The sequence below is a fragment of the Variovorax sp. YR634 genome (assembly GCF_900106655.1).
Classification (GTDB): domain Bacteria; phylum Pseudomonadota; class Gammaproteobacteria; order Burkholderiales; family Burkholderiaceae_C; genus Variovorax.
In genome coordinates this window covers 93,552-110,931 of sequence record NZ_FNOL01000015.1, presented here as the reverse complement: position 1 = coordinate 110,931, position 17,380 = coordinate 93,552, and the positions used below count along the sequence as shown (strand labels likewise).

At 65.5% G+C, this 17,380-nt stretch carries 19 protein-coding genes; 10 read left to right on the top strand and 9 right to left on the bottom strand.

The genetic code is table 11. The annotated features are described in order from the left end of the window. The first annotated feature begins 27 nt into the window (after positions 1-27). Positions 28-477 (top strand): MarR family winged helix-turn-helix transcriptional regulator, encoded by a 450-nt coding sequence (locus BLV60_RS22940; RefSeq protein WP_093057588.1) that lies wholly within the window; start codon positions 28-30, stop codon positions 475-477. A gap of 1 nt (position 478) precedes the next feature. Here BLV60_RS22940 and rtcA read toward each other — a convergent pair whose 3' ends face one another. From rtcA to BLV60_RS22910, 6 genes are all read right to left on the bottom strand, one after another. Then, positions 479-1,516 (bottom strand): RNA 3'-terminal phosphate cyclase, encoded by a 1,038-nt coding sequence (rtcA, locus tag BLV60_RS22935; protein WP_093057587.1) that lies wholly within the window; start codon positions 1,514-1,516, stop codon positions 479-481. After that, positions 1,509-2,357: a nucleotidyltransferase domain-containing protein gene (locus BLV60_RS22930; RefSeq protein WP_093057586.1), complete on the bottom strand. Its 849-nt coding sequence runs from the start codon at positions 2,355-2,357 to the stop codon at positions 1,509-1,511. The genes rtcA and BLV60_RS22930 overlap by 8 nt, the downstream gene beginning before the upstream one ends. Positions 2,358-2,386: 29 nt before the next feature. Next, positions 2,387-3,340 carry a ribonuclease Z gene (locus BLV60_RS22925; protein ID WP_256329480.1) on the bottom strand — a complete coding sequence of 318 codons (954 nt, stop codon included), beginning with the start codon at positions 3,338-3,340 and terminating at the stop codon, positions 2,387-2,389. Between the two features lie 2 nt (positions 3,341-3,342). Beyond that, entirely contained in the window at positions 3,343-3,993 is a 651-nt protein-coding gene (locus BLV60_RS22920) for a zinc-ribbon domain containing protein (RefSeq protein WP_093057584.1), read from the bottom strand. An 81-nt stretch (positions 3,994-4,074) separates the two neighbouring features. Then, positions 4,075-5,298, bottom strand: coding sequence for an RtcB family protein (locus tag BLV60_RS22915; protein ID WP_093057583.1), 1,224 nt, complete (start codon positions 5,296-5,298; stop codon positions 4,075-4,077). 786 nt (positions 5,299-6,084) lie between these two features. Beyond that, on the bottom strand, positions 6,085-7,638 hold the full coding sequence (locus BLV60_RS22910; protein WP_093057582.1) for a vWA domain-containing protein: 1,554 nt from the start codon (positions 7,636-7,638) through the stop codon (positions 6,085-6,087). Positions 7,639-7,850: 212 nt separating this feature from the next. Between BLV60_RS22910 and rtcR the strand changes: the two genes are divergently transcribed. From rtcR to BLV60_RS22875, 6 genes are all read left to right on the top strand, one after another. After that, on the top strand, positions 7,851-9,458 hold the full coding sequence (rtcR, locus tag BLV60_RS22905) for an RNA repair transcriptional activator RtcR (protein WP_093057581.1): 1,608 nt from the start codon (positions 7,851-7,853) through the stop codon (positions 9,456-9,458). A gap of 16 nt (positions 9,459-9,474) precedes the next feature. Beyond that, positions 9,475-10,335: a 2'-5' RNA ligase family protein gene (locus tag BLV60_RS34875; RefSeq protein WP_371127395.1), complete on the top strand. Its 861-nt coding sequence runs from the start codon at positions 9,475-9,477 to the stop codon at positions 10,333-10,335. 4 nt (positions 10,336-10,339) lie between these two features. Then, the gene (locus BLV60_RS22890) at positions 10,340-10,915 is read left to right on the top strand and encodes a 3'-5' exonuclease family protein (RefSeq protein ID WP_093057580.1); all 576 of its coding nucleotides are present in this window, start codon (positions 10,340-10,342) and stop codon (positions 10,913-10,915) included. Then, positions 10,912-11,772, top strand: a complete 861-nt coding sequence (locus BLV60_RS22885) for an alpha/beta hydrolase (RefSeq protein ID WP_093057579.1) — start codon at positions 10,912-10,914, stop codon at positions 11,770-11,772. Before BLV60_RS22890 ends, BLV60_RS22885 begins: the two co-directional genes overlap by 4 nt. 8 nt (positions 11,773-11,780) lie before the next feature. Further along, complete coding sequence (locus tag BLV60_RS22880) at positions 11,781-12,731, top strand: bifunctional Delta(1)-pyrroline-2-carboxylate/Delta(1)-piperideine-2-carboxylate reductase (RefSeq protein ID WP_093057645.1); 951 nt, start codon at positions 11,781-11,783, stop codon at positions 12,729-12,731. 140 nt (positions 12,732-12,871) lie between these two features. Beyond that, positions 12,872-13,102, top strand: coding sequence for a hypothetical protein (locus BLV60_RS22875; RefSeq protein ID WP_093057578.1), 231 nt, complete (start codon positions 12,872-12,874; stop codon positions 13,100-13,102). A 4-nt stretch (positions 13,103-13,106) separates the two neighbouring features. Here BLV60_RS22875 and BLV60_RS22870 read toward each other — a convergent pair whose 3' ends face one another. Next, on the bottom strand, positions 13,107-13,703 hold the full coding sequence (locus tag BLV60_RS22870) for a TetR/AcrR family transcriptional regulator (protein ID WP_093057577.1): 597 nt from the start codon (positions 13,701-13,703) through the stop codon (positions 13,107-13,109). A 124-nt stretch (positions 13,704-13,827) separates the two neighbouring features. Here BLV60_RS22870 and BLV60_RS22865 point away from each other — a divergent pair, with 124 nt between their 5' ends. Then, entirely contained in the window at positions 13,828-14,343 is a 516-nt protein-coding gene (locus tag BLV60_RS22865; RefSeq protein ID WP_093057576.1) for a DinB family protein, read from the top strand. A gap of 22 nt (positions 14,344-14,365) precedes the next feature. On the opposite strand, the gene BLV60_RS22860 is transcribed toward BLV60_RS22865, so the two are convergent. Continuing rightward, complete coding sequence (locus BLV60_RS22860; RefSeq protein WP_093057575.1) at positions 14,366-14,782, bottom strand: hypothetical protein; 417 nt, start codon at positions 14,780-14,782, stop codon at positions 14,366-14,368. Positions 14,783-15,139: 357 nt separating this feature from the next. Between BLV60_RS22860 and BLV60_RS22855 the strand changes: the two genes are divergently transcribed. Continuing rightward, entirely contained in the window at positions 15,140-15,718 is a 579-nt protein-coding gene (locus BLV60_RS22855; RefSeq protein WP_093057574.1) for a DJ-1/PfpI family protein, read from the top strand. A gap of 82 nt (positions 15,719-15,800) precedes the next feature. Continuing rightward, positions 15,801-16,238: a ribbon-helix-helix domain-containing protein gene (locus BLV60_RS22850; protein WP_256329476.1), complete on the top strand. Its 438-nt coding sequence runs from the start codon at positions 15,801-15,803 to the stop codon at positions 16,236-16,238. 16 nt (positions 16,239-16,254) lie between these two features. Here the strand turns inward: BLV60_RS22850 and BLV60_RS22845 are convergent, their stop codons facing one another. After that, positions 16,255-17,259, bottom strand: coding sequence for a Bug family tripartite tricarboxylate transporter substrate binding protein (locus tag BLV60_RS22845; protein WP_093057573.1), 1,005 nt, complete (start codon positions 17,257-17,259; stop codon positions 16,255-16,257). Positions 17,260-17,380: the final 121 nt, after the last annotated feature.

Here is a 17,380-nt window from a genome sequence, read left to right as displayed (position 1 = left end):
TATACTTGATTGTTCAAGCATGTCTAGATGAAAACCCTGCCCCAAGATCACGACCTCGAGAAGGCCATTCCCTTCCTACTGGCACGCGCCGGCGCGCGCATGGGCAATGCCTTTGCGAAGGCATTGAAGCCCTACGGACTCAGCCTCAGCGAATGGCGCGTGTGTGCGTCGCTGCAGCACACGCCGCGGCAGACACTGTCTGAACTGGCCACGCACGCGTCGACCGACCTGTCGGCGCTGTCGCGCATCGTCGACCGGCTGGCGGCGAATGAACTGGTGGCGCGCGAGAAGTGCGACACCGATAAGCGCGCGGTGCGCATCGCGCTCACGGAGCGCGGCCTCGCGCTGACCTGCGAGCTGATTCCGCTCGCGCAGCACTACGAGGCGGTGGCCACCTCGGACTTCAGCGCGGCGGAAGTGAAGACGCTGCGCGCGATGCTGCTGCGCCTGTACGCCAACGCGACGCCGCTGGCCTGAGCTAGGCCGGCGAGACCTGCACCGTCGAATCCTGGCGGCTCTCGGTGATCGCGAAGCGCACCGGCAGAAAGCGCTCGATCACCGCGCAGTTGGTGCGTGTGTGCTCCGTCACCTCGCTGCAGGTAAAGGCGCAGGCCTTCTTGCTCTGCCACGCCGCGAGCGCCAGCAGCAACGCCAGCTGATCCGCAAGGTGCGGGCCGACCGCGGCTTCGCTCTTCTGGAACGCGCGCAGCTCCTTCACCAGACCGTGCGCCACCTGCTCGGCGCTCAGCGACTTCTCGCCGAAGGCCGTGAAGACCTCGGTGACGTGCTCGTACGCCAGCGTGGCCATCAGCGCATTGCCGGGGCCTTCGTTCTGGCGCACCGTGCCGAAGCGCAGCTGCTCGCCAGACCAACCCATCGCGCCGCCCAGCGTGTCGAGCTCACGCGTCGGCACATGGCGCGGCAGGCCGGGCGCCAGGCATTCGGCGTAGTTCGACTGGTGCGCGCCGCGCGCCATCAGATCGAATGGCTGCAGCGCGCCGGCCGCCGGCACGATGGTCGCTTCGACCTCGCCGCCACCGGCCGGATAGAAGCCGCAGCGGCGCAGCGTCAGTTGCAGGTCCGCGCCCAGGCGACGCACCAGCGGTGCAAAGGCGCGCTCCAGGAAGTGGAACGGCGGCGCCATCGGGTTGTGCGTACCGCCGCTCAGATGCACACGGCTCGTCGCGCCAGCAAGCAGCAGCGGTGGCAGCACCGTCTGCAGCACCAGCATGCAGCTGCCCGCGCTGGCGATCGCGAAGCGGTACTCACCCGCGCGCACCGGGCCGGGCTGGAAGCGCAGCGACTGCGAACCCAGCTCCGCGCCTTCAACCTGCGCGCCACTGATTTCGGCAACCGCGTTCACGCACGCAAGGTGCTGGCGCATCAGCCCCGGCTTGGCGCGGCCCGCGCGGATCTTCTCGATGGTCAGCGGCTGGCCCGTGACCACCGACAGCGCGAGGCTGGTGCGCAGGATCTGGCCGCCGCCCTCGCCTTGCGAACCGTCGAGTTCAATCATGCGCGGCCTCCGTCTTTGCCTTCTCGAAGCGCAGCACCGTCTCGTACAGGAATGCATCGAGACCGGCCTCTTCGGCCTGCGGCAGCGGCGTCACCGGCTCCGCCGCATTGGCTGCCAGCTCGGATTCGATGAACGCATGGATGCCGGGCCAGCGCGGGCTGGTCGCGGCTTCGCCCGCGCGCATCTTCACTTCGAGCAGCGCGTTGATCTCGTCGATCAGCGCCGCATCGCGCACCGGGTCGAGCGTGCGCTGCGCCAGGTCGGCGAAGCGCATCGGCGGCACGCCGGGCTGCGAGCGGATCCAGCGCGCGGCCAGCAGCGGGCGCAGCACGTAGAGGTATTTCTTGTAGCGCACCTCGTCGGCCTGCAGGTGCTCGCGGAAGTTCTTCTTTGCCATCGAGCTGTAGTGGTGCCAGCCGCGCGCGTTGGAAAACACCGCCTCCGACAGGGCGCGGAAACGCGGCATCGCCACCACGTCGTCGCGGTACACGATGGGCGAGCGCAGCCATTCGAGCAGCGTCGGGTTCGACTCGCGCATCAGGCCTAGCGCCTTGCGCAGGTCCCAGCCGTTGATGTCGAGGTCGCCGCTGATCGGCACCTCGATCACGTCGCGGCGCGGCGTCACCGTGAGGTACCACGGCAGGCGGTTGACGTAGATGAAGCGCACGTCGTAGTCGCTGTCGGGCGAGGCAAAGCCCCAGCCGCGGCTGCCGGATTCGCAGGCGAAGAGCACAGTCACGTCGTGCTTCGCTTCGATGTCGCGCAGGGCCTCCATGATCTGCGCGCGCATAGCGGGCTCGATCGGGTGGGCGGAGCGCAGGAATTCTTCTTCGGTACTCATCTTCGATTCTTCTTTCTTCTTTTCTCTCGTCAGGCCCGCGTGACTGTCACCTTGCCGGCACTGTCGAGCTCGTACACGTCCAGGTCATTGGCCAGGAACGCATTGCCGCTGTAGTGCGCCTGCGTCTCGGCCATCAGCGCCGTCATACCCTCTTCGTTCTGGTGGCGCGCGCTGAAATGCGTGAGGATCAGGTTCGGCACTTCGACGATTTGCGCAAACTCGGCCAACAGGCGCGCGGAACTGTGCATCGGCCCGGGGCCGACCTTGTCGAGCGCGTCCTGCGTGAAGGTGGCTTCGTGCACCAGCAGTTGCGCGCCCTTGCAGGCATCGCGCAGCAGCGCGGGTTCGGCGTTGTCGCCGCCCAGCACCGCGATTGCCGTGTCCACCTGCGTGTCCGCGTAGTCGGCACTGCGAAGTACCTCGCCGTTGAAGGGCACGTCTTCGCCGGTCTGCAGCGCGCGCCATGCAGGGCCCGGCGGCAGGCCGATGGCACGCAGCGCATCGGCCTTCAGCCGTGAACGGCGAGTCTCGACCTGCACGCGGTAGGCGTGGCTGGGCACCCGGTGCCGCAGCACATGGCGGTCGATGCGCACGCCGGGCGCTTCGTATACCAGCGGCTGGTCTTCGAGATCAACGTGCTCCACCTCGTAGGGCAGATGCAGGTCGGTCAGCGCACGCGTGGCTTCGAACCACTCCCACACCGGCAGCGGCGCGATCAGCTTCAGCGGCTTCGTGCGCTTGCCCATGCCCGCGCTCGCGAGCAATCCCGGCAGGCCGTAGCAATGGTCGCCGTGCACATGCGTGATGCAGACGGCGACCAGGTCGTTCAAGGACAGCGACGTTTGCAGTACGCGATGCTGCGTGCCCTCGCCGCAGTCGATCAGGAACCAGTCGGCGTTGAGCACCGTCTGCACGGCGAGGCCGGAGACGTTGCGGTGGCGCGTGGGGGTGCCTGAGGAGGTCCCCAGGAAAGTCAGTTTCATCATCACGTCGATCGCTCCCTGTACATCAGTGCGCTTCTCGCGGCGTCCGCAGCGACCCGCTCCCAACCAAAGTATCGGCGTCCGCCTTCCGGACGGGCCGCCATGAACGCATGGAGCCTTGCGAGATTCTCCGCGCCTCCCCAACGACCGAGCGTCTGAATCGCTACGACACGCAGGCTCCACCACTTGCTTTGCAGTGCGGCTTCGATTTCGGCTTCGGCTTGCGCATTCGGCTTCGTTGCGCCCAACGCACGCAGGCGATCCGTCTGCTCGCGCAGAAGGTTCGCGCCCGGCCCGGTGTTCCGCAAGCACTGGCGACGCGCGCGGCGGCATGCAAGGCAACGCACCGCCCGGCTATCGATGGCGCCGTGCACTACCTCGTACCACCACTTCTGTTGCTTGGCGGTCCACACCTCTTCGGCACCGCAATCGCGGCAGGTGAAAGGGCGCGCTACGTAGAAGGCAGGCAGCATTCCATACGTGTTGTTATGCAGCTGCAAAACGAGCCGATCCGCCAGCTCCCGTCCAGGCGAGTATTCGTCGTCGGTCCGCAGCGGCCGGACATCCTGCGCGCGCAGGCGTGCAGCCTGTGCGACAGCGCGATTGAGGCGATGCGCCTTGATCTCGGCGCGGCGTTGTTTGTTGCTCTTCATTTTTCTTCGAACCTTCGTAATGCGACGCTACGAAGGCGGGCCCGCTTGTCGCGGACCCTTTCCCCTCCTACAGCATCACGTTCAACCTTTCACGCAAACAACCTGCTTGAGCGTGTAAACCACCTCCACCAGGTCTTTCTGCGCATCCATCACCGCGTCGATGTCCTTGTAGGCCATCGGAATCTCGTCGATCACGTCGGCGTCTTTTCGGCATTCCACGCCTTCGGTCGCGGCGATCTGGTCGGCCACGGTGTAGAGCTTCTTCGCCTTGGTACGGCTCATCTTTCGACCGGCGCCGTGGCTGCAGCTCATGAAGCTCTCGGGGTTGCCCTTTCCGCGCACGATGAAGCTCTTGGCGCCCATGCTGCCGGGGATGATCCCCAGCTCACCGGCCTTTGCGCTCACCGCGCCCTTGCGGGTGATGAGCACGTCTTCACCGAAGTGCGTTTCGCGGCTCACGTAGTTGTGGTGGCAGTTCACCGCTTCCACATGCGCCTCGAAAGGCTTGGTGATGACCTTGCGCACGGCCGCGACCACGCGCTGCATCATCACTTCGCGGTTCGCACGCGCGAACTTCTGGGCCCAGCCCACTGCACGCACGTAGTCGCCGAAATACTGGGCGCCCTCTTCGAAGTACGCCAGGTCCTGATCGGGCAGGTTGCGCTGGTGCAGCTCGGCGTCTTTCTTGGCAAGCTCGATGAAGTGCGTACCGATGGCGTTACCCACGCCGCGCGAACCCGAGTGCAGCATGAACCACACGGAACCCGCTTCATCCAAGCACACCTCGATGAAGTGGTTGCCCGTACCCAGCGTTCCCAGGTGCTTGTGGTTGTTGGTGTTCTTCAGGCGCGGGTAGGCTTCGCAGATCGCGTCGAACTCGTCCTTCAGCGCACCCCACGCCACGTCGGTTTCGTTCGGTGGCGTTTCCCACGAGCCTTTATCGCGGCCCATGCGCTTGGGGTTCGAACCGTGTGGCACGGCCTTCTCGATCGCGCCGCGCAGCGGTCCCAGGTTGTCGGGCAGGTCGTTGGCATGCAGCGTGGTCTTGCACGCCATCATTCCGCAACCGATGTCCACGCCCACCGCGGCCGGGATGATGGCCTTGAAGGTCGGGATCACCGACCCCACGGTCGCACCGATGCCGTAGTGCACGTCGGGCATGGCCGCAATGTGCTTGAACACGATAGGCAGGCGTGCTGCGTTCTCGAGCTGCTTCTGCGCTTCGGCTTCCACGGGCACGCCGCGGGTCCACATCTTCACAGGCACGCCGTTTTCGACTTCGTGGAGGTTGTAGTTCTGTTCCATTTCTTTTCTCTCTGTCTATCTATCTATTCTTTACGACCAACTGGTGGACACGGCGGGATTCGAACCCGCATCAATACGGCGACCATGGTTCTTGAGTCCGATGGCCCAGTCGACGATTGGAAACGCGCGCCAGTGACAGACCCGTCATCGGAGCCAGCACCTGCATCCTCAACCTTGCTCGTCAACCGACTTTCCCGCCGTACCTGGTCTTACCCAGGCTGCCGGCAATATCAACATTTTTGGCAGTGGCGCTCCCTTCTGTGCCTGCGTGCCCGAAACAAAAAGAGGTGACCAGGAGCGGCGGGTTGTGAACTGAGCTATCTGCCGAAACAGACCGGGACTCGGACCCGGGACCTTCATGGCCAAGACCATGACGCTCTTACCTGTAAACCCGCCTGCATTCACCTCAAAACAAAAAAGCAGCGACAAGAATCGACGAAACGGCGTGCTCTAACCACTGAGCTACGGTCTTCCGACCGGCGGGATTCGAACCCGCGACCACGAGATTAGGAGTCTGTAGTTCCGTCAGCATTCGCTGCAAAAAAAGAGTGCGACGAGGATGGCAAGACATGCCCACCAGCGAACTGGTGTTGGGGTTCGACCCCCGGGCGTCCAGATGTAGTCCTGCCTGCATTCGCACTTCAACCCTTTGCCCCCGTCCGGCGACTAACGTTCGATGTGAGGGAAACATGGTTGGATGTACTCACATCTGCATTCGCCGGACGACGACATCAATCAATTTCTCGGGTGGTGCCGCGAGCCGAGCCCGCGACACCCTCCTTTCTTTCAGATCGAGGTCTCCTCGATCACACCCACCCAGTGGTCGGCGCCCAGGCCACCCGCGGCATACACCGCCAGCAGCTTGAACACTTCGTCGCTGAAGCCGCCGATGTTCAGCACATCGTCACGCTCCTGCGCCTGGGTGGTCGCGTATGGCTGGATGTCAATGCAGACCATCCGGGCCTTCGGGTTGCGCTCCTTGAACGCCGCCCATTCCTGCATGGTCGCGGTACCGCGGCCACGTGCAGGGTCGGCCCACGATTCGTTGTCCGACACCAGCACCACCAGATCGGCTTGCGCCTTCTCGCGGTTCAGCAACGCCAGCGGCGCGCTGCACGAAGTACCGCCACCGCCCACCGCCGCCAGCCTGGCTGCGTTGGTCATCACCGAATCGCGAGGATTCAGCTGCAACGACACCACCTTCGTCTCGAAGGGCAGCACACGCGCATCCGCATTGCGGCGCAGCACAGCGGCAGCAACCAGCGCGGCCACGTCGATGCAGCGCACCGCAGTGGTCGCCGAGCCGCGGTGGCCCGTCACGGGCGAGCTCATCGAGCCCGACACATCAGGGCACACCACCACGCGGCCCTCGAACACCGGCACGTTGGCCAGCGCGAGTTCCATCGCGTCCTGCAGCGCTTCCTTCACCACGTGCGGCACCTCGGTGCCGGTTGCGGTGTAGGCCGCCATCAACTGGTACGGCAGCACGCGGGCCTTGGCCACCGCTTGCGGATCACGCAGCTTGGCAGCCACCGCTTCCGCGAGGCCCGGCAGTGCGAACACGCCGTGGCGGGCAAAGGTGTTCAGGTTCTGACGCACCATCTGCCACGAACCGCGCTGCGCGATCTGCGCCCATGCCTGCGTATCCAGCTCCAGTGCGGTCAGCATCTGGAACGGCACGTCGGGCACCTCTTGCGCACGGTCGCGCTTGAAGCGTTCGAAGGCCTGCGTCACCGGAGGCAGTGCCTCCAGCGCATACGGACGATCGATCAACCACGCAAACCACGCTGCGCGCCAGGCTTCGGCGGGCTTCGGGTGAACCATCTTCACCACGTCGGCCAGCGACGGCGTGTTGCCCACCGAGGCGTTCAACAGCTGCGCTTCAGTCGCTTCGAGCAGCCATTGCTGCACGAGCTTCTTCGGACGCGTACCGAGCGACTTGCGGCCCACCGCGCCGGAACGCAGCATCTGCACGAAGTTGCGCAGCATCTTGCCGTTGTCCACCACGCGGGGGAACACCTTGGCGAGCAGCGACACGTCGCGCACCGCCAGCGTGGCGGCCAGCAGCGCCGGCATGTCCTTCATGTGGCCGGCGCGGCGGGCGTACACGGCCGTCTTGGCCACGAACACCGGATCGACCTCGCGGGCCAGAGCCAGCACGGCGTCGAGTTGATCCTGCGCTTGTGCGTAGAAGGTGTTGTTCAGGCAACCGGTGGCTGCGAGTTGCGCCAGCTGGTGCTTGGGCGACAGCGCGTAGGCGGCACCGCCGGCTTCGTTGCGGGCTGCGGCTTGCGGCTGCAGTGCGCCGCGCAGGGTCTGGAAGAGTTGCAGGTTGGCCATTTGATTGCTCCTTGCGAGGTTCTTTTTGTTCAGTTGTTTTCTTGTGTGTGATCCTTATTGCAATGGGTGTGCCAGTGCTGGCCTGTTCGGCTTTGAATATTTCAAGTCCTTGATTTGGTTGAGCTTTTTTCACCTCAGACCTGATTGATCTCAAAAATCCCAAAAGACTTATCCAGTTTTCTTATAATTTTTGCTAGCTATTTAGCGAATAAATGAAAAAACCCATCGTCGTCATCGGCTTCCTCGGCACCCAGCTCGATGCCGGCCAAGGCGCGGGCCGCTGGAACAAGTGGCGTCCCACCGTCTCGCTCGCCCAGCACGAGGACATGGTCGTCTCGCGCATGGAGCTGCTCTACACGCTGCGGCACAAGGCGCTGGCGGAAGTGGTGAAGGCCGACATCGCCACCGTGTCTCCCGAGACCACCGTCAACCTCGTGCCGCTCGACCTTGCGGACCCGTGGGATTTCGGCGAGGTCTACACGCGCCTGTACGACTGGGCGCGCAGCTACAGCTTCGACACCGAGCGCGAGCAGTACTGGACGCACATCACCACCGGCACGCACGTTGCGCAGATCTGCATGTTTCTGTTGTCGGAATCGCGCGTGGTGCCCGGCGTGCTGGCACAGACTTCGCCGCCCAGGAAGCAGCGCGAAGGCGAGGCCGGCAAGTGCACGCTGATCGACCTCGACCTGTCGCGCTACGACGTGATCGCGCGGCGCTTCGATGCAGAGCAGCGCGATGCGGTCGCGTTTCTGAAGAGTGGTATCGCCACGCGCAACGCACGCTTCAATGCGCTGATCGACGAAATCGAACGCGTGGCCGTGCGATCGCGCGCGCCGATCCTGCTGATCGGTCCGACGGGCGCTGGCAAGTCGTTCCTGGCGCGGCGCATGTTCGAGCTGAAGCAGGCACGGCACCAGATGACGGGGCCATTCGTGGAAGTGAACTGCGCAACGCTGCGCGGCGACGGGGCGGCGTCCACGCTGTTTGGGCACAAGAAGGGCTCCTTCACCGGAGCGGCAAGCGAGCGCGCGGGCCTGCTGCGCACTGCGCACCAGGGCGCACTCTTCCTCGACGAGATCGGCGAACTCGGGCTCGACGAGCAGGCAATGCTGCTGAAGGCGATCGAAGAGAAGCGCTTCTTTCCAGTGGGCGCAGACAAGGAAGTGGAGAGCGATTTCCAGCTCATCGCCGGCACCAACCGCGACCTGCGCAGCGACGTGGCCGAAGGCCGATTCCGCGATGACCTGTTCGCACGGATCAACCTCTGGACCTACGACCTGCCGGGCCTCGCGCAGCGCCCCGAGGACATCGAGCCCAACGTCGATCACCTGCTGGCCATTCACGCAACGGAGAACCATCGCGTGGTGCGCTTCAACGCCGAGGCACGCGCGGCCTACCTGCGTTTTGCGCAGAGCGGCGAGGCGATCTGGAGCGGCAACTTCCGCGACCTGTCGGCGAGCGTGACGCGTCTGGCGACACTGGCCGATGGCGGACGGATTCCGGTGGCGCTGGTGGAGGCGGAGATTGCGCGGCTGCGGTGGCTGTGGAAGCACCAGGGGCCGTCGGCAGCCGCGGGCGGCGACGTCGATCTCGATGCGTTGCTCGGCGAAGCGCGCGCAGCAGCGCTCGACCTGTTCGACCGCCTGCAGCTCGAAGCGGTGGTGCGCGTCTGCCGGCAATCGCGCAGCCTGTCCGATGCGGGCCGCCAGCTCTTCCAGGCCTCGCGCGCGCAACGCAGCGTGGTGAACGATGCGGACAGGCTGCGCAAGTACCTCGTCAAGCACGGGCTCGACTGGGGCCAGATCGCCAACGCCTGAGCTATCCTCCGCCGCGATGGCCATCTCCGCATTCGCCGTGAAAGTCCCCGCTGCCGAGGCTCTTGTCGGGGACCTGCGCCGCCGCTACGACGCGACTGTCGCACTCGGCGTACCGGCGCACATCACAGTGCTCGTGCCTTTCATGGACCCTGCACTGATCACACCCGAAGTGCTGGAGCGTGCGCAGCAGGTTCTGAACAAGACGCCGTCGTTTGACTTTTCCCTGGCCAAGGTCGAGCGCTTCCCCGAAACCGCCTACCTCGCACCGGAGCCGGCCGCGCCCTTCATCGAAATGACGATGGCGCTCGTGGAAGCCTTCCCTAATTTCCCGCCGTACGGCGGCGAACACCAAGGCGTCATTCCGCATCTGACGGTGGCCCACGGCAACACGCTCGACGCGGATGCGGCAGCCGCCGAACTGCAGATTCGCCTCCTCGCATCTGGCGCCGTGCATGCGACCTGCACCGAAGTCACGCTGATCGAAAACTCGTCCGGGCGCTGGCAAGACATGCATGTCTTCCAGCTGCCCCAAGCCTCCACCCGATTCATGCGCAACGTCCTCTTCATCTGCAGCCGCAACCAGTGGCGCAGCCCGACCGCGGAACAACTCTGGCGCCGGCACCCGCTGATTTCCGCACGCTCCGCCGGCACGAGCCCGAACGCGCGGCACAAGGTGTCAGTCGACGACATCGAATGGGCCGACGTGATCCTCGTGATGGAAGAAAAACACAAGTCACGCCTGGTGGCCGAGTTCACGCGGATGCTGGAAGGCAAGCCGATCCATGTGCTCGACATTCCCGATGAATACAAATACATGGACCCCGAGCTGATAGAAGAACTCCAGCGCTCGGTCGGGTCCATCCTCGAAATCGATTGAACCCATGTCAGAAATCTACATAAGCACAGACGTCGAATCCGACGGCCCCATCCCGGGCCCGAACTCGATGCTCAGCTTCGGCTCGGCCGCCTACACGGCCGACAAGCAACTCGTCTCCACCTTCAGCGCCAACCTGCACACCCTGCCCGGCGCTGAGGCCGACCCCAAGACCGCTGCCTGGTGGAAGACCCAGCCCGAGGCCTGGGCCGCATGCCGCACCGATCTGCAGGACCCGGCTCACGCGATGAAGAACTACGTGAGCTGGCTCAAGGGCCTGCCCGCGCGGCCGGTGTTCGTCGCCTACCCGGCGGGCTTCGACTTTCTTTTTGTCTACTGGTACCTGATGCGCTTTGCGGGCGAGAGTCCGTTCAGCCACTCGGCGCTCGACGTCAAGTCGTTCGCCATGGCAATGCTCAAGCTCGACTACCGCGACAGCACCAAGCGCGCCATGCCGCGCCGCTGGTTCGACAAGCTGCCGCACACGCACGTCGCGCTGGACGACGCCATCGAGCAAGGTGCCCTCTTCTGCAACATGCTCGCGGAGAACCGCGCGGCCACCGCAGGCAGCAAGCAGACATGACGAACAGCGCTGTCCGCCGGTGGTGCAAGAAGCTGGCGCTGTGCGCGCTGCCGCTCATGCTGACGGGCTGCGTGCAGTCGATGTTCTATTACCCCGACAGCGTGGCCTATGAAACGCCCGACGTTCTGGGCCTGCGCTACGAGAGCGTGCAATTCACCAGCGCAGACGGCACGCGCCTGAGCGGCTGGTTCCTGCCCGCGGAGAACCGCCGGAACCCGAAGGAAGCCAAGGGCACGGTGGTGCACTTCCATGGCAACGCGCAGAACATGAGCACGCACTGGCGCTTCGCGGCCTGGCTGCCGAAGCAGGACTACAACGTGTTCGTGTTCGACTACCGCGGCTACGGCCAGTCCGAAGGCAAGCCTGAGCCCAAGGGCGTGTTCGAGGATTCCAACGCCGCGCTGAACTACGTGCGCTCGCGCAGCGATGTCGATGCGCAGCGGTTGTTCGTCTTCGGGCAGAGCCTGGGCGGCACCAATGCCATTGCGGTGGTCGGTGCGGGTAACCGGGCGGGCGTGAGGGCGGCGGCCATCGAGTCGACCTTCTATTCCTACTCATCGATTGCCAACGACAAGCTGTGGGGTGCGGGCATGCTGGTGAGCGACGAGTACGCGGCGTCGAAGTACGTGGCAGCCGTGTCGCCCATTCCGCTGCTGCTGATCCACGGCACGGCCGACCAGGTGATTTCGCCCACGCATTCGAGGCGCCTGCTGGCCGAAGCGCGCGAGCCCAAGCGGCTGATCGAAGTGCCGGGCGCCAGCCACCTCGAACCGATGACGGCCCTGCGGTACGGCGCCGCCTATCGCAAGGCGCTGACCGCGTTCTTCGAATCCGCGCAGCATCCGCTGCAGCAATGACGACAGCCATGAAGCATTTCGACGAAGCCGCCACCCGCGCACCGCTGAGCTTCGAGCGGCTGGTGCCCGCGCTGCACGCGGCCTTCGCGGCCGGAGCCCAGGTGCCTCCGCGCCATGTGCACGGCATCGAGACCGCGGGAAGCGACGGCAGCAGCAAAGGCACCGTGCTCATCATGCCGGCGTGGAGCGACGCGGGTTTCCTGGGCATCAAGACCATCAACATCTTTCCCGGCAACAGCGCGCGCGGCCTGCCCGGGCTGCATGCGACCTATGTGCTGTACGACGCGCACACCGGCGTGCCGCTGGCGATGATGGACGGCAACGAGATCACCGCGCGCCGCACGGCCGCGGCGTCAGCACTCGGGGCCTCGTTTCTGGCACGGCAGGACGCGCATCGGCTGCTGGTGCTGGGCACCGGCCGCATCGCGCGCATGCTGCCGGCCGCGCACGCGAGCGTGCGGCCCATCGACGAACTGTGGGTGTGGAACCACCGGGCCGAAGGCGCCGAAGCGCTGGCCGCGCGGTGGCGTGCCGAGGGCTGGAACGCGCGGGCAACCACCGACCTGGAAGCAGCCGTGCGCCGGGCCGACATCGTGAGCTGCGCCACGCTGGCCACCGCGCCGTTGGTGCGCGGCGAATGGCTGGCGCCGGGCTCGCACCTGGACCTGATCGGCAGCTTCACACCCGCGATGCGCGAGGCCGACGTGCTGTGCTTTGCAGGCGCGCAAACCTTCGTGGACACGGAAGAGGCGCTGCAGAAATCCGGCGATCTGCTCGACGCGATGGCCGCCGGCACGCTGCGCGCTGAAGAGGTCCGGGGTACGCTGGCCACGCTGTGCCGCGCGGAGCATCCGGGTCGCTCGGCCGCCGGAGAACGCACCGTGTTCAAGGCCGTCGGCAGTGCCCTGGAAGACCTGACTGCCGCCACCCTCGTGTGGCAATCGAGAGACATGATCTAAGCCTTATGGCCTAGTTTCTGACCGCCAAAGCCCCTTGGGGGCGGGTTTTTCCTACATCTGGATACGTCGTGTGGCCAATAGCGCACACGGCGCATCGCGGATATCGTGCTCCTCACACCATCGACTGGGGGGACCACGTCATGCTCAGCACCGACCACAAAGCCAACATCCTCCACAAGGCCGGATACGCCGTGCCGGCCAAGCCGGGAAGTGCCGACAGCATCTACCAGACGGCCCAGTGCTGGGAGAAAGCGATCGACACGCTCTACGTGTCGTACTCCGCCAGCCGGGCTGCCAAGAGCCTGCGGGATGCGGAGGAAGCGCGCATGCTGGCCTTGCTGCAATTGCGCTCGACCAAGGCCTACGCCTGAGCGTTCACGCTGCCTGCTGGCGGTCGCGCAGGTAGGCAAGGATCAACCTGACAAGTTCGCTTCTGAGCGCGGGCAAGCCCAGGTCGCCACGATGCGCCGCCGCGTGGACGACCCCTTCAACGGCGGATGAGAGCACGCGGGCGGCCGTCTCGTCGTCACCAGCGGCACCGCTCGCGCTCGCGGCGATCAGCGCCCGATAGCGTCGCTGGTATTCCGCCTCGAACTCCGCATAGCTCGACCGCGCCACGAGCGGCACCTCGTCGAGCAGAACCCGGTGCAGCGCCTCGTCGACCGAATGGGCGGCAATGACACCGTCGGCAAACCGCGCCGCCCGCTGGTCGAGCGGGATGGCCTCGTTGTCGTCCCCGGCGCCGGACAACGCCACGAGCACCTCGTCGAGATGACGCTGGCGGATCGCTTCGGCAATCGCCAGCTTGTTCGGAAAGTACTGGTAGAGCGAGCCGACGCTCACGCCCGCGACGGCCGCAATCTCGTTGGTCGTGAACCGCGCCCATCCGCGGCGCGCCAGAACGCGAGTTGCGGCTTCGACGATCACGTCCACCGTGACGCGCGAACGCTGCTGGCGCGGCGCTTTGCGCATGGTCCTGCGCGGCGGGGGAATGCGAGTACCCAAGTTCGAGGCTCCACTCAAGAATAGGACCGCACGCTGGCGGCCATCCGATGAAACGCGAGGCGTGCATTTCATGGTTCAAGGGGAGATTGTGATGAGTACGCAGACGCTTCTGACTTCGCTGTTCCAGTACAAGGCCTGGGCCGACGAGGGGCTGCTCGCGGGTTTGGCCGACCTGGCCAGGCAAGGCCCGCCCGACGAATACCGCATGGCGCTTCGCGTCTTCAACCACGCCTGCATCGTCGACCGCATCTTCGTCGCGAATGTCCAGCGCATGACGCATGCCTACACCGCGACGGGTGCGCAAGAGCCGCCGCTGCTGCAAGCGTTGGCCGAGTCAGTGAAGGAAACCGATCGCTGGTACGTCGACTACGTCGCGCGCCTGAACCCGCAAGAACTTGCGGAAAGCATCGAGTTCACGTTCACCGACGGAAACCCGGGGCGGATGTCGCGCGAGGAGATGCTGGCCCACGTGGCGACCCATGCAGGCTATCACCGGGGCGAAGTCGGCCGCATCCTGACCCGGCTCACGGGCTCGTCGCCGCCCGACACCTTCACCGGCTATCTGCATCAGGCCGAGCCCGCGCGCCGCGCGCGGAGCAGTGCGTAGCGGCGGCGCTTTCGGAGCTTGCTTACTTGCCCTGTGCCGACTGCAGCACGGGGTTCTGCATGGTCGAGATGACCCGGCTGTTGACGCGCGAGCCGCCGGTCACGTTCTGGTCGGGCGCCGCGGCGGTGGCCATGGCTTCCTGATAGACCTGAGCCGGGTCGCGGCTGGACGTGAACGGATCGGCGCCACGCGAGCCGCGCGTCACGTTCTGGTTGGGCGCGCTGGCGGTTTCGACGGCTTGCTTGTACACGGCTTCGGGATCGGCCACGGACTTGAACGGATCGGCACCGCGCGAGCCGCGCGTGACGTTCTGGTCCGGCGCATGAGCGGCGGCGATGGCTTCGGCTTCGACGGCTTCGCGAGTGCGTTGCTGGGCATTGGCGGAAGCGACTGCAAGCACGGTGAGCGCAGCAGCGAGGGCGAGTTGGGTGGTCTTCATGATTCGGCCTTTTCTGTAAGTTGTCTGTCTGTCCGGATGAGGTCGACCCGGAGATACGGGAAAACCCTGAGCGAGACTATTCAGGCGAAAAGGCAGGTCAATGACGACCCTGTGGCGCGGCACAGCTCTTTGGCACGCCCTGCAATCTTTGCGAACTTCTGTTAACTGCACCAGCGCCTTCCCTCAACCAGGCGCGCCCGCGATGGCGCGCGGCGTGCGCGCGACGCTCATCTGAGGCCGGTGCAGCGGAGTCACAGCCGGCTGCTACCCGCTGGGCACTCCCCCTTCGAATAATGCGGCGACGGCAGGCGCCCCGGCGCCAAGCCGCATTCCAACCTCATTCGAAGGAGACAAGAAATGGCTCGCAAGATCCTGATGCTCTGCGGCGACTACGCCGAAGACTACGAAACCATGGTGCCCTTCCAGACGCTGCTCGCCGTGGGCCACACGGTGCATGCCGTGGCGCCGGACAAGAAGGCCGGCGACTGGATTCACACCGCCATCCACGACTTCGAGGGCGCACAGACCTACAGCGAGAAACCGGGCCACCGCTTCACGCTGAACGCCAACTTCGCCGACGTTCGCCCCGAGGCTTACGACGCCCTCGTCATTCCCGGTGGCCGCGCGCCCGAATACCTGCGCATGCACAGCCGCGTGGTCGAGATCGCGCGGCACTTCCTGGCCACCGACAAGCCGCTGGCGGCGGTGTGCCACGGCGCGCAGTTGCTCGCGGCCACGGGCCTGCTGAAGGGCCGAAAGGTGTCGGCCTACCCGGCCTGCCAGGTCGAGGTGGAACTGGCGGGCGCCGAGTACATGGGCATTCCGGTCGACCAGGCCGTGACCGACCGCAACCTGGTCACCGCGCCTGCATGGCCGGCGCACCCGGCGTGGCTCTCGCAGTTCCTGGTTGTGCTGGGCACGCGCATCGAACACTGAGCCGCCGGCTCGCTTCGGCAGATGGGCGGCGCTACAGTGCGTGCGTCGTCCAACCACCCCACGCCCCTCAAGGAGACGGCCCATGTGCGAAGTCTTCATCAGTGCAGACCCACAGAGCTACGACGCGCGCACGCGCTCGGTGCGGCTGCACGGCGTCGTCACCAGCATCCGGCTCGAGAACCTGTTCTGGCAGGTGCTCGAAGAAATTGCGCAACGCGACGGCATGGTCGTGGTGCAGCTCATCGAGCGGCTCTACGACGAGCTGGTGGCTGCGCGCGGCGAGGTCGGTAACTTCGCGTCGTTCCTGCGGGTGAGCGCCTTGCGCTACGAAGCGCTGCTGGCGCAGGGACGCATTCCGGCCGACAACACGGTGGCGATCCGCTCGCTCGATGCGAAGGCCGTGCTGCACGAACTGCCGCAGGGCTGGGGCAGGCCCCTGCCCGAACAACGGCCTGCTGCGGATGTGCAGACGCCGGCCCGCGTGCGCACGCTGCACGTGGCGGCGCGGCGGCACGCGTAGGCCGCCCCCTGCCTCGTCAGTCCAGCGAAACGTTCGCCTTGCGGATCACGTCGGTGAACCGCTTCGTCTCGCTCGCCACGAACTCGTCGAACTGCGGCCGCGTGGTCGGGAACGGCTCATAGCCGAAGCTCTTGAACTTCTCCAGCACGTCGGGTTCGGCCAGGCCCTTCTCGATGTCGCGCTTGATCTTCTCTGTGACCGATGCGGGCAGGCCCTTGGGCACCGCGATCGCATTCCAGCCGATGACCTCGAAGCCCTTCGGACCACCTGACTCGGACACCGTCGGCACGTCGGGGAAGGCGGCCACGCGTTGCGGCGCGGCAGCCGCCAGGAAGCGCAGCTTGTTCGCGCGCTGCAGCGGGCCGGCGGTGGCGCTGCTGCCCAAAGCAAATGCCAGCTCACCGGTTGCCACAGACGTGTACAGCTGCGTGGTCTCCTTGTAGATCACGTGTTCCATCTGCGTGCCTGTGGCTGACTCGAAGAGCTCGGAGCCCAGGTGCACCGGGTTGCCGACCGACCACGAACCGTAGTCGAGCTTGCCGGGGTTGGCCTTGGCGTCGGCGATCAGGTCGCCCACGGTCTTGTACTTGCTGTTGGTGGCAACGGTGAAGAAGAAGTAGGTCTTGAACAGCGGCAGCAGCGCGTCGAAGTCCTTGGCCGAGTCGTAGGGCAGCTTCTTGAACAGCGCGGGGTACGCGGCCAGGTGCACGTTGTCGAGCACGATGATGTCGTGGCCGTCCTTGGCGCCGCGCTTGAAGGCGTCGATGGCGATGAACCCGTTGCCACCCGGGCGGTTCTCGACCACCACCGGCTGACCCCAGGCGCGCGAGAGCTTGTCGGCCACCAGGCGCGCCACGCCGTCGGGGCCGCCGCCCACGGGGAACGGCGTGATGATGCGCACGGGCTTGCTGGGAAAGGCCTGCTGCGCCGGTACCGTTGCAGGCAGCAGGGCTGCGGTTGCCAGCGCAAGCGCGGCCAGGCCGGCGCTGCGGCGCGTTGTCTTCGACGTGTGGTTCTTCATCCTCTGATCCTTTTCGCTCTGTCCTCTTGGGTTAAAAAAATGCCATCGGGCCGCTATGCCTGCGGCTTCCGATGGCCTTGTCTTCTTGCTTCTCTGGTTATCTTTTTGTCGTCGCGTGTTC